Below are 12,954 nucleotides of genomic sequence, written 5' to 3'. Positions count from 1 at the left end.
TTGTGATTTTCGATCTTAGAAAGAGGATATTTGATTGAGGAGTTACACGCCAGTGAACCCAAACCCGGTTTTTTTTCTGTTTAGTAGAGGAGTGCGATGCTAGTTTGAGGTTAAGGATTGGAGATTTTGAAGCTCTCTACCCGTCCCGATTTTTGGAGGCGGATAGAGATACTTCATCCATCTAAAATCTAAAATCTAAAATCTAAAATCGAGTAGGGCTTCCACAAATTCGTAACTAGAAAACGGGCGCAAGTCTTCGATGCTTTCCCCGACTCCAATAAAGCGGATGGGCAGACCAAGCTGCTGCACTACTGCTAGGGCAACACCACCTTTAGCAGAACCGTCGAGTTTTGTCAATACTACTCCACTTAATTTGGCCGATTCTGCGAACACTTCTGCCTGTCGCAAACCATTTTGACCCAGTGTGGCATCCAAGACCAGTAGAGATTCTACGGTAGCGCCTGGGGCTTTCTTATCTACAATGCGACGGATTTTACTTAATTCGTCCATCAGATTTTTTTTGTTTTGCAGGCGGCCTGCGGTGTCTACGATCAGCAGTTCTGTGCCTCGGGCGCTGGCGGCGGCGATCGCATCAAACACGACAGCAGCCGGATCGGTATTTTTCCCTGGGTTGGCAATAATTTCGACCCCGCTGCGGGAACCCCAAACTTTCACCTGTTCGACGGCGGCGGCGCGGAAAGTGTCGGCGGCAGCAATCAGGGTTTTGTAGCCGGATTTTTGAGCAATGTGGGCCAGTTTGCCGATCGTCGTAGTTTTGCCCGCACCGTTGACTCCTACGATTAACCAGATGTTAAAAGTCTCTTTTTCCGGGGCAAATGTCAGGCTGTAGAGGGGATTACCGGCGGCGGTTTCGGCACAGGGAGCGTCCAGAATGTCGCGCAGGATGGTTTTCAGGTAGGCTAGAGCCTGTTCTGGCGGCAGCACTTCTTGTTTGAGTCTTTCTTGGAGGCGAGTGATAATGATGTCGGTGGCTGCGACTCCGACATCGGCTTGCAGGAGCAAAGTCTCAATTTCGGCTACTGCGTCTTGATTGAGCGGGCCTTGACCGACGATCGCCTTTAGTCGATTAATTAAGCTGCGGCGCGTTCTTTCTAAGCCTTTCCGCAGTTTTTGCAGCCAAGTGATTTCTTCGACTGATACTTGGTCTGGGCGGCGGCCTTGACTGGCTAAGATTTCTGAGGACCACAGGAAGCCTTCGTCAAAGGCGAAACCGGGAATTTCTTCGATAATTGCCGCTCTCTCGGCGGCGGCTGCAATTACGTCTGGTTCTTCAAGGGCGGTTTCTTTGAGGCGTTCGATGCGCTCCATGCGATCGGCCTGAGCTCTGGCCCAAAACGGCAGGGCTTCCGCTACTTCGCCGTCGGATGCGAGTGATTCGGTTTCTACAACCTCAGTTGCAGGTTCGGCAATTTCTATATTTTCTGCTGTAACTTCTAATTGTTGAGCTATAGGTGCAATGTCGATCGCCCCGGCTGTTGGTTGCAGAGTTTCTGGAATTTCTGCGGGTTCTGTTGCATCGATTTCTATCGCCTCGGTTGCTTCAACTGTTGCTGGTGCTGCAACTTCTGGAACTTCTGCAACAGTTGGTGCTGTGGGTGCTGGTTCAAGTTCGATCGGCTCCGTTGCTTCAATAGTCGCGGGTTCTGCAACTTCTGCCACTGTCGCGATTTCTGCTTCGGCTGCTGGAACTTCAGCCGCTGCTGTCTCGGAAACTTCTGTTTCGGGTTTTTGCTGTTTTTGAATATTTTTGTAAGCAGCTTTCGCCCAATTGAGATAATCTTCGGCTACAGCAGGAGAGCCTTGCTCCGTTGCATCTGTTTGAGGCTCAACCGGTGCGGATTTTGCCGACTCATCTTGCGGCTGTTCGGGGGTTGCTTCTGTTTCAGAAGATTTATTTTCGCTGTACTGGCGACGAAACCAATTAAAAACCATAAAAGTAAATGGGGAATAGAGAAGAGTTATTAGTCCAGTCCTGGACGCCTTAAGGCCAGAGAAACCGGGTTTTTTATCTTACTGTGGACTATAACGAAGGATTTTCGTAAAAAACCCGGTTTCTGACTACCCGTGCGTCCAGGACTATAGTCATTAGTCATCAGTTCTTAGTGTAGAGCGGATTGCCGATCGCAGATTGCCGATCGCTATTGACCAATGACTGATGACTAATGACTGCTGACTATCGACTACTGACTAACAACTTCTGCATTGATTTTATCGACTACTCGGCGGAGGACTCCGTTGATGAAGCGATGTCCATCGTCACCGCTGTAGCGTTTTGCCAGTTGGACTGCTTCGTTGACGCTGACTTGTTCGGGTAAGCCGAGATATAGCATTTCGGCGATGGCGATTCTCATGATATCTCGATCGATCCGGGCCAACCGTTCTATTTGCCAGTCTACTAGCGCTTCCGAGAGCAATTCATCAATTTGAACACGGTTGGCGCTGACTTTCGTCAGGATTTGCAAAGCGTAGGTGCGGACATCTTGCTGGTTGGCTAGCTGGATCAGTTCTGGAAACTCCATTGCTGAACCGAGACGGTTGATTGCGGTTTGGGTGAGTTCGACTGCTTCCCGCACCATTGCTCTAGCACTTTGTATATCGGCGGCGCGGATTTCGCTGGCAAGCAGTTTGTCGCTACTCCGCTGCACTTCGGATGCTGCTGCTTCTAAGGATTCTTGAACTTCTGTTGTCAGGGTGCGGATGGCGGCGAGGAGAACATCTTGCAGTTTCTTGGCTTCTAAGAGTTCTGGATTCGTCGGCAGTTGGCTGATGCCGAGGAGTGCGAGTTCGCGTGCTGTTTCGCGGGCTTTTTTCATAATTTTTAGATAGGAATTGAGAATTTAGGAAGTTTTTCGATCGCGCGCGGACTTGAACTTTAGCAGAAAACTCGACTAAAAGCTCTACCAGACCGACAGTCTGACTCGCCAGCGGCGGGTAGTTTACAGATACTTCGCTGTCAAACCCAAGATTTATCCTTGAAACCGGGTTTCTGAGTTTAGGCTTTCTCGGTTTGGGCTGGTTTTGTCGAAATATTATCTGCTATGGGGAAAGTTTACACTGCCTTACGGGCGACTAAGGAATGAGAATTAAATAACTTCCACTCTTGAAAGTGGGATGGGCGTCCCGCCCGTCATGAGTGGACGGGCGGGACGCCCATCCCACAATAACAATTAAAATTGTAAGTTATTTAATTCGCGATCCTAAAGATGTCTTGGTTCAATCTTCTTCGACTGGGACAGGCTGGTATCTTGATTCGGATACAAAGGGTTCGAGTGTTTTGCCCTTGATGTTTTCGGGGGTTACTGCAATTGAGTTGTTGGGGTTGACGATGCCGCCGGAGATGATGACTTTAAAGGCATCTTCGATCGACATTGACAAGTTGACTAAATCTGCCTCCGGCACTATAGCGTACCATCCGGTAGTGGGGTTGGGAGTGGTGGGGATGAAAATGCCGATCGGGGTTTCACCGGAAAGGTGAGGTGGGATGTCGTTACTCTCGATCGTACCGGTCACAAATGCTAAAGTCCAGATTCCCCGCCGCGGATATTCCACTAACACCACGCGGCGAAATTTGTCGTTTGATTTGAGGAGGGTTCCCAGCAGTTGTTTGAGGGTTTTGTAAACCGAACCGGCTAGGGGAATTGCCTGCAACACCCGTTCGCCAAAGTCTAGCAGCCACTTACCGAAAATGTTGCGGGCCATTAAGCCGATGACTAAGATGCTCAGCAGGGGTACAGCCAGCCCTACTAAAAGATTGAGCAGATTCACCAAAATCGGGTGGAGTCCGTCAAAAGGGTTGATCTGCTTGGGAATTTTGGTGAGAAAATTGATCACCCAACTGGCGACGGTAATTGTCAGCCAGATGGTGGTAGCTAAGGGTATCACTACCAATAGTCCTGCGATCAGGTCGTTTTTTAAGTCTTGTTTGATGCGTTGGAGCACGGCGGGTCAAATCTCCTCGTAACTGGTTCCCAATAACCTGAATAAAGCTGAGACTAAAGCAACTGCACGGGCTTTACTGGATGTCACCATAGACGATCGTCTTCAATTCTGCTAAACCCTACCCTTTCTGAGGGGGAAGAGTTAGGGATCGCCGGTGCTGTACCTTTATTTTAAAGAATTATTGCAAGTTGGCGCTTGATTTTAATATATGCGGGCTGTGCAGCAGCTCACCGTATTGTATATTTTAAGACATTTTGGGTCGGTTCAATCAATAAGCCGATCGGTCAATCGATTTTAGATTTTAGATTTTAGATTTTAGATTTTAGAATTGACTTGCGCGAGATAAATGCTCTTTCTTGAGGATTTTCGATTTGGGATTGATTCCACGGATAAATCACGTGGCGAGTACCACATGAAGAAATTCGTGGTCAGAGACGGCCTGGGAGTCGAAGTGTAGCGAGTCCAAATAAAATTTTCTGTGATTTGTATCGGAAATTAATTGGTCGATCGAGCTTTCTCAGATTTTCGGCGGGGCGGCACTTCGTTTTACTTATATCTTGCACCCTTTTCCATAAGCTTTTTAGGGACGGGCTCTCCTGCCCATCCCACAATCAAATTCACTCTTTGACAGAACAGGCCGGAAAGCCTGTTCTTGAAAATGGTGCAACCTATGAGTTTTACCTGATATCTTGCACCATTCTCAATTAGCCGTAGGGGCGGGTTCGCCAACAGCCTTAAAGCTTGCAAATAGGTTCTATAAACCCGCCCGACCCCACGAAAAATCCTCTTATTGATATTGCTGCAAGATGTCAGATGTAACCGAATTCAGGGGAATATATGTAGGTTGAGTGCTGTGTGCCTGCAAAAATATATCTGTGGATAGATGCAGTGTAACCGGTGGCAACTAAATTAGCGGTAATTTTTGAGGGCGACTGCGCTCGACCATCCAAGCGTTGCCTACCATGCAACGCTTGGATGGTAGGCAAATCCGGCAAAAAGTAAAGCAGACATACCAGCAACTTTGACTTTTTTTGACAGGATTAATCGATATTCAGGAAATAAGGGCAGGATTCCAGCGAATTCCAGCTTGAGACGAGCGACAAAGCAATATAGAATTAACAGGGGCATCACTACAAAAAAATAATCTGCCAAACGAGGTAGCAGTAGTTAGGAGCAAGCGAGATAAATTACTACATAGCTAGTTGTTTCTAGCCAGAAGCGCGAAACTATTTGTTCAACAGGGTATAGCTAAACTGCTGCATACAAGCAAGACTCCAGCGGTGCCGATTCCTTGGAAACCGACGAAAGTTAAGGAAAAACAACCGTACTAGCCAATCAAGTCAGAGCGGGGATTCACCCCTCAGCAAGAAGCAATAGACTTGATGAGAATTTAGAATTGAGATATGAATGCTCAACTGATGAAACCAATTGGTTTTTACATTTTTTTATGCCATTCACAACCCAAGACTTTTTTTGGCTTCACTTAAAGCCGCAGCCCGATAAAATTTTGTATCCGCTAATTAATATTTAAGTAAAAGGAATTTTTGTGAAAACGCTCAGTATCCTCTTAGTAGAAGACAGTCCCCTAGATGCCGAACTGATTGAGGCATATCTAATGGATGGCGGGCTCCAATTTTCTCTGGTGTGTGTGGAAAATCGAGAAGACTTTGCCACGGCGCTGGAAAAACAAAGTTTTGACATTATTTTGGCAGATTATATGCTGCCTTGTTTTAACGGGATAGCGGCACTGGAAATCGCCCACACTACTTGTCCGGGAGTGCCTTTTATTTTTGTTTCGGCTACTTTGGGCGAGGAAGTGGCGATCGAAACTTTGAAAAGCGGGGCTACTGATTATGTTCTCAAACGCCGTTTGATACGCCTGGTGCCGTCGATTCAGCGGGCGCTGCGCGAAGTTCAAGAACGGAACGAGCGCAAGCAAGCGGAAGCACAGCAGCAGGAGAGCGAAGCTCGATTTCGGATTATGGCGGATACCGCGCCGGTAATGATTTGGATGTCGGACACTGACCAACTTGGCGATTACTTTAACAAAGTTTGGCTGGAGTTTACCGGTAGAACTTTGGCGCAAGAAATGGGCACGGGTTGGATGGAAAGCTTGCACCCAGATGACTTGCCAGAATGTCTGGATATTTACCAAAAAGCCTTCGACACTGGCAGCGAGTACCGGCTCGAATGCCGCCTGAGACGCTATGACGGGGAATACCGCTGGGTTTTGGGTACGGGCGTACCCCGGTACAGACCCGATCGCACTTTTGCAGGTTACATCGGTTCTTACATCGATATTAGCGATCGAAAACTGGCAGAACAAGAACGCGCTGCCGCTTTGTCCCGCGAACAAGCAGCGAGGTTGCAAGCAGAAGAAACTGCTAAAGCGCTGCAATCGGCAAACGATCAAATTACTAACATTCTCGAAAGCATTACCGATGCTTTTATCGCTGTTGATTTAAATTGGAACTATACCTATGTCAACCACCAAGCTATTGAGCTGTTAGGCAGACCAAAAGCAGAACTGATTGGTAAAAAAGTTTGGGATATATTTCCCTGGGCTGTCGATTTACAGTTTTACAAAATGGCGACCAAAGCACTAGCAGAAAAGGTAACGATCGAGTATGAAGAATTCGTGCCGCTATGGAATAAGTGGTTGAAGGTGCGTTTTTATCCTTCCGATTCTGGTTTGTCGGCTTACATCCAAGACGTTAGCGATCGCAAGCACACAGAATCTGCACTTCAAGCTAGCGAAGAAAAGCTGAGAATGTTAGCCGAAGCTAACTTGATAGGAATTATCTTCGGGGATGTTAACGGCGGTATCATTGAGGCAAACGATGAATTTTTGCGGATAGTTGGTTACACGCGGGAACAGTTGCAGGGCGGTGAATTAAACTCGATTGATATCACGCCGCCGGAGTACCAGTCTCTCGATAAGAAGGGGATGGCAGAGGCACAAGCAACGGGGGCTTGCACTCCCTACGAAAAGGAATTCTGGAGGAGAGACGGCAGCCGGATTCCGGTGTTGATCGGATATGTTTTGCTGGCGCAAAAGCGGCAAGAATCTGTGGCTTTTATTCTCGATTTGACTGTTGGTAAGCAGTTGGAAAGAGAACTGCACGATCGAGCCCAGGAATTGGCGCGGGCGAACCGGATTAAAGACGAGTTTCTCGGAACTTTGTCCCACGAATTGCGAACGCCGCTGAATGCGATGCTGGGATGGGCGCAACTGCTGCGAAACCGCAAGTTTGACGAAAAAACGACTGTTCGGGCTCTGGAAACGATCGACCGCAATACACGATCGCTGGCAACTCTGATCGACGATTTGCTGGACGTGTCGCAGATTATTACCGGGAAACTGTCGCTGAATTTGCGGTGGGTGGATGTGATTTCGACTGTTGAGGGTGCGATAGATACTCTCGCGCCCGCGATTGCTGCCAAAAATATTGAAATTGTGACGGATTTCGACCCAACTACCGGGCGGATTTTTGCCGATTCGGGCCGCTTGCAACAGGTAGCCTGGAATTTGCTGTCGAATGCGATTAAGTTTACTCCCGATGGCGGACAGGTGAGGGTGGGGGTGCGAAAGATGGAGAGGACTTTGGACTCTCAGGAATCCGCTTGCTGCAAAAATTTGTCGCCCGCTAGTGTCGAAATTGAGGTCAGCGACACGGGACAAGGGATTTCAGAAGAGTTTTTGCCCCACGTTTTCGAGCGGTTCAGCCAAGCTGACAGCTCTATAAGACGATCGTACAACGGATTGGGTTTGGGCTTGGCTCTAGTGCGACATTTTGTGGAAATGCACGGGGGGACGGTGCAAGCCGAATCTGCCGGGAAGGGAAAAGGATCGAGGTTTTTAGTGAAATTGCCAATTCAACAGCTTCATTGCGACGGCGGATTGTCTGTTGCTGGACTCGGGGAGTGGGCGATTCCTCAAAGCAAGGCGCGAGCCCCTGTAAAGGAGTCTTTTGTCAGCAGCAATCTTTCTGGAGTGCGGGTATTGGTGGTCGATATCGACGCGGATTCCCTGGATTTTGCCTGTACAGTGCTCGAAGATTGCGGGGCCCAGGTGGAGACTGCTAGCTCTGGAAAGGATGCTCTGGAGGCGATTGAAAGGCTGAATCCGAATGTGTTGGCGATCGATATCGGGATGCAGGCCCTTGATGGAGAGGCTTTGCTGCAACAAGTGCGATCGCGGATGGTGGACAGGGAAATTCCGGCGTTGGCCTTCACGGCGGTTGGTAGGGTAGAGGAACGGGTACGGGCACTGCAGGAAGGTTTTCAAATTTATGTACCCAAGCCGATCGAGCCTGCTGAGTTGGTGGCGGTGGTGGCAAGTTTGGCGGGACGCCGGAAGGATTTTAGATTTTAGATTTTAGATTTTAGATTGACTCGGCGATGACGGATGTCGTAACTACAAACCAATTTTCTTGCATTCGAGCGATCGGATAATTCCTAGGACTAAGGCTAACTGGCACTAGATACTTAAAATTTAAGCTTTATTTGCGAGACTTGCCCGGTTGTCCTAATCCTGCCGAAAAACTTTTTTTAGTATTAGTTAGACTTAGAGCTAATTTGTCAAGTCCCGAAAGTTATGAATTTAATTTAGGTCACAGTGTGTAGTTTTTGATACTGATAGCAGTTTCTCAAAGGAATGCAACTGTAGACAAGTTTCAAACCCTGATAATCATCAGTAGTCGGACTTCTCAAATCTCAAATCTCAAATCTCAAATCTCAAATCGATAGATTCTAAGGAATGAGAATTAAATAACTTCCACAAGATTGTGGGACGGGCGGGACGCCCATCCCACAATAACAATTAAAATTGTAAGTTATTAAATTCGCGATCCTAAGTTACACTTAACCTAATTTGTCATACCCCAAAAGTTATAAATTTAATTTAAGTCAAAGTTTTTAGCTTTTGATCAGAGGTGCAGGGACGATCGCCCATCACACTATCTCCTCAAATATCAAGTTCAGCAACCAGATGCTTCATGAGAAAAATATGCGGCCGGCGTAAATGCTTCTAACACGCCTCTATTGCCCGCCCTGCAAAGATTTTTGGTTTTTTGGATGTGGACTTATCGCCCGCTTCCCACTATCTATGGCTAGATACCAATTGCACCCGACCGGCATCCATTTCATCCATTAATAACTCTAAAGCCTCATAATCAATATCCGAGATGTACCCCAAACGGGTGAGCTCGTAGTTGATTTCGTTTTCAATGTCAGGCGTCAACTGCTTAATGTAGAGGGCTTTTTCTACAAGTTGACGAATAGCATGAGTTGCTTGCATAGTAAGTCGGAGAACTCCGTACATTTTTATTCTCCTCTGAAGTGTCTAGCAAACAGGTGATCTAGATCAGAACTCACAAGTGATTTAAATTACAATGTTCAGTTTTATCTAACAGCTAGGGCCAAGTCGATCGCAATTTTTATAGTTACCAAGACTCAACCTGCAGGTATCAATAAAAAATAGTATAGTAGCTTACGTTTCCTCCCCAAATCTTATGCAAAACTTCATAAAAAAGAGTCAATAAATAAAGATTCAGTAAAACTACTGACAACAACTGGTCAGTTTGCCTCGGATTAAGTTAGGCTCAGAGGAATCAAGTAGGTTTAGGCTTACATCCGTCCAGCGCAGTAGTTGAAAATACGTAGCAATCATAGGTTTGACATATGCAGACACTTCTTGCCCATAAACCAATTACGGTGATTCGACCCCTAGACTACCTGAATGCAGCCACCTGCGGAGAATTCGGCGTACAACTAATGACAGCAATTGCAGCCCCCGGTGTTGTATCGGTACTCGTAGATTTGGACGCGGTAAAATTTATTGACAGTGCAGGTTTGATGGCATTGGTTTCGGGCCTCAAGCAGGCGAAAAAAATGGGGCGCAGGTTTAGTCTTTGCTCGGTATCCCCTGGGATTAAGATGATTCTGGAACTCAGCCAACTGGATCGAGTGTTTGAGATATTTGAAAATGTCGATAGCTTTGAAGCCGAAAACTCCTGCGTAAAACAACACTGATAGAGCCTCCTGGGCGACGAGAACAGGCAAAAAAACACAGCAAATTCGGTTAAATGCCCGAAAAGACAGACGACTGTCGTTGGCGTGTTGGCAGATTTTAAGGTAGGCTGCTTAAGAGTCGCAACTATTTAGCGAGTCGAGCCGTGGCAGTAAAAGTCGAAGAATTACTTACAGCAGAGATTAATCAGCCTGCTCGTTATCTGGGAAACGAATTGGGGGCGACGCACAAGCCTTGGGACGCGGCGTCTGTGCGCTGGGTTCTCACTTACCCAGAAGTTTATGAAGTTGGTGCTTCCAATCTGGGGCACATCATCCTTTACAACATTTTGAACGCAGGGCCGAGACAGTTGTGCGATCGGGCTTATTTGCCCGCCGCCGACTTGGCAGCAAAACTGCGATCGACCAAAACTCCGCTGTTTGCCGTAGAATCGAGGCGATCGCTCACAGAATTTGATATTCTGGGCTTCAGCCTCAGCTACGAACTCGGAGCCACAAACATTCTGGAAATGCTGGATTTAGCCGGCATTCCCCTAACTTGGCAAGAAAGAGCGACCAATCCCCAAAACGGTCAAATGCCACTGATTTTTGCTGGCGGGCAAACGGCAACTTCCAACCCCGAACCCTACGCAGACTTTTTTGACTTCATCGCTTTGGGAGATGGAGAAGAGTTGCTGCCAGAAATTGGCTTGATTTTGGCAGAAGGCAAAACAAATAATTTGAGCCGAGAAGCATTGCTGCTGGATTTAGCGCAAATTCCAGGCGTCTACGTCCCGCAATTCTACGATATGGCGGCCGACGGTTCCGTTCATCCCAACCGCCCGCAAGTTCCAGAACGAATTCTGCGCCGCGTGGCAACTCCGATACCAGCTTATTCGATCGGCCTGGTTCCCTACGTCCAAACAGTACACGACAGGCTGACAGTAGAAATCCGCCGGGGATGCACTCGCGGCTGTCGCTTCTGTCAGCCGGGAATGCTGACTCGCCCCGCGCGCGATGTCGAACCGCAGCAAGTCGTAGAGGCGATCGAACAGGGGATGCAAGCCACCGGGCACAGCGAGTTTTCCCTGCTTTCCCTCAGTTGTTCCGACTATCTGGCACTCCCAGCAGTCGGCATGGAAATCAAAAATCGCCTGAAAGATAAAAATATTTCTCTGTCTCTACCCAGCCAGCGGGTTGACAGATTTGACGATAATATTGCCGACATTCTCGGCGGTACGCGACAAGGCGGTTTGACTTTTGCGCCGGAAGCTGGTACTCAGCGGATGCGCGACATCGTTAACAAAGGTTTGACCAACGAAGAATTGCTTCGGGGTGTCAAAACTGCGGTCGATCGCGGCTGGGATAAAATCAAGCTGTATTTTATGATCGGTTTGCCGGGAGAAACAGATTTTGATGTTCTCGGCATCGCCGAAACAGTCCGCTGGCTGCACAGGGAATGCAGGATCAATGGCCGGCGGGGACTGAATTTTAACTTGACAATTTCTAATTTTACCCCTAAGCCTCACACTCCTTTTCAGTGGCACTCGGTTTCTACTGCTGAGTTTTCCCGCAAGCAAAAACTCCTGAAGGAAGAGTTTCGGGGGATGCGGGGCGTCAAGGTGAATTACACTGATGTGCGGATTTCGGCAATGGAGGATTTTGTCGGACGGGGCGATCGACGTTTGGGCGCTGTAGTCCGCCGCGCTTGGGAACTTGGCGCGGGTATGGATGCGTGGTGGGAAAGCTTGGATCAGGCTTACAAAGCTTGGACTCAGGCGATAGATGAGTCGGGCCTTACCTGGAAATACCGCCAAGTCGAAAGCGGCGAGTGGAATCTTTTTGATAAGGAAGAGGAGCACGACACGGATGCGGACACGGATACACGGATGAATTTGACGGCGGGGGCGGGCACGGGGGCACCGCTTCTACTGGATCAACCTTTGCCTTGGGATCATTTAGATACGGGAATCGACAAAAACTGGCTGAAAATTGACTTGCAAAAGGCTTTGGAAGCAGCGACGGTTCCCGACTGTTCCTTTGAAGGGTGTTCGCGCTGCGGGGTTTGTGGCACCGATTTCGGACACAATGTGGTTGTGGATGCGCTGCCAATTCCTGAGTTTGCTGGGGAGTTTGTCCCGAATACGGAGCGGAAACAGCGTTTGCGGGTTTGGTTCGGGAAGGTGGGCGATATGGCTTTGGTTGGTCATTTGGATTTGATCCGATTGTTCGATCGAGTAGTCCGCAGAGCCGATTTGCCGATTTCGTTTACCGGCGGGTTTCACCCGAACCCTCGGATTTCTCTGGCAAATGCTCTGCCTCTGGGTGTTACCAGCACTGGGGAAATTGCCGACTTTGAGCTCACTGAGTCGATCGATATTGAGAGTTTTCGGGAAAAGTTGGCCGCTAAGCTGCCGGAAAATATTCCGATTTACAAGGTTGAGTCGATCGATCTTAAGGCTCCTTCTGCTAACCAGTTGTTAGAAGCAGCGGAGTACGTGATTACTGTGGCTTTAGGGGGTTCGCTGACAGAAAATGGCGAATTAGACCATGAAAATTCTGCTCCTGTCTCCGTGGCTCCTGATGCCAACTGGGAAGCTTGGGTCAAGACGATCGCCGAAACCGAGGCTTTTTGGCGGGTGCATACTACTAAGTCGGGAAAGACGAAGGATGTCAATTTGCGCGATCGGCTGCACAAACTAGAACTTGTAGAGCACAAACCCGACAGCAGCACATCTGCTAGGGGTGCTACATCCGAAGGTAGAGCCGTCTTGCGGTTTACCGGCAGTTGTCGCAGCGATGGCAACTTGCTAAAGCCAGAACATATTGTGTTCATGCTCGAACAAGTCAGCCAGCAGGAAATTCAGCTTCTACAGGTTGAGCGTAGTCAGCTAATCCTGGGTTATGGTTAAAATAGGGAAGCCGCGGTGGAATATTTCACCTTCGGCTTTCGATCGGGATGTGTCGTTTCACGCTATAATCGCT

Annotated in this window: 7 protein-coding genes; 3 read left to right on the top strand and 4 right to left on the bottom strand. The window is 48.3% G+C overall.

Features of this window, described 5'->3' with window-relative positions; all coding sequences use genetic code 11:
• Positions 1-195: 195 nt before the first annotated feature.
• The 3 genes from ftsY to QT984_RS23430 form a co-directional block, all read right to left on the bottom strand.
• On the bottom strand, positions 196-1,953 hold the full coding sequence (ftsY, locus tag QT984_RS23440; protein ID WP_333058374.1) for a signal recognition particle-docking protein FtsY: 1,758 nt from the start codon (positions 1,951-1,953) through the stop codon (positions 196-198).
• A gap of 248 nt (positions 1,954-2,201) precedes the next feature.
• Complete coding sequence (gene nusB / locus QT984_RS23435) at positions 2,202-2,834, bottom strand: transcription antitermination factor NusB (protein ID WP_333058376.1); 633 nt, start codon at positions 2,832-2,834, stop codon at positions 2,202-2,204.
• 400 nt (positions 2,835-3,234) lie between these two features.
• Positions 3,235-3,960, bottom strand: a complete 726-nt coding sequence (locus QT984_RS23430; protein ID WP_333058302.1) for a DUF502 domain-containing protein — start codon at positions 3,958-3,960, stop codon at positions 3,235-3,237.
• Positions 3,961-5,506: 1,546 nt separating this feature from the next.
• Here QT984_RS23430 and QT984_RS23425 point away from each other — a divergent pair.
• A complete protein-coding gene (locus tag QT984_RS23425) occupies positions 5,507-8,335 on the top strand; it encodes a PAS domain S-box protein (protein WP_333058301.1) in 2,829 nt (942 codons plus the stop codon).
• Positions 8,336-9,061: 726 nt separating this feature from the next.
• Here the strand turns inward: QT984_RS23425 and QT984_RS23420 are convergent.
• Positions 9,062-9,259 carry a hypothetical protein gene (locus QT984_RS23420; RefSeq protein WP_333058304.1) on the bottom strand — a complete coding sequence of 66 codons (198 nt, stop codon included), beginning with the start codon at positions 9,257-9,259 and terminating at the stop codon, positions 9,062-9,064.
• Between the two features lie 383 nt (positions 9,260-9,642).
• Between QT984_RS23420 and QT984_RS23415 the strand changes: the two genes are divergently transcribed.
• Together QT984_RS23415 and QT984_RS23410 are read left to right on the top strand one after the other, a co-directional pair.
• The gene (locus QT984_RS23415) at positions 9,643-9,993 is read left to right on the top strand and encodes an STAS domain-containing protein (RefSeq protein ID WP_333058300.1); all 351 of its coding nucleotides are present in this window, start codon (positions 9,643-9,645) and stop codon (positions 9,991-9,993) included.
• Between the two features lie 143 nt (positions 9,994-10,136).
• On the top strand, positions 10,137-12,881 hold the full coding sequence (locus tag QT984_RS23410; protein ID WP_333313740.1) for a TIGR03960 family B12-binding radical SAM protein: 2,745 nt from the start codon (positions 10,137-10,139) through the stop codon (positions 12,879-12,881).
• The last annotated feature ends 73 nt before the right edge of the window (positions 12,882-12,954 follow it).

This window comes from Microcoleus sp. Z1_B2 (genome assembly GCF_036700325.1).
In the GTDB taxonomy this organism is placed as follows: Bacteria; Cyanobacteriota; Cyanobacteriia; order Cyanobacteriales; family Microcoleaceae; genus Microcoleus.
The sequence above is the reverse complement of the archived record's forward strand: the minus strand, read 5'-3'. Positions and strand labels throughout refer to the sequence as shown.

Excerpts from the sequence above, each read along its gene's own strand:
- ftsY (WP_333058374.1), bottom strand. The coding sequence starts at position 1,953 with ATGGTTTTTAATTGGTTTCGTCGCCAGTACAGCGAAAATAAATCTTCT.
- nusB (WP_333058376.1), bottom strand. The coding sequence starts at position 2,834 with ATGAAAAAAGCCCGCGAAACAGCACGCGAACTCGCACTCCTCGGCATC.
- QT984_RS23420 (WP_333058304.1), bottom strand. The coding sequence starts at position 9,259 with ATGCAAGCAACTCATGCTATTCGTCAACTTGTAGAAAAAGCCCTCTAC.
- QT984_RS23415 (WP_333058300.1), top strand. The coding sequence starts at position 9,643 with ATGCAGACACTTCTTGCCCATAAACCAATTACGGTGATTCGACCCCTA.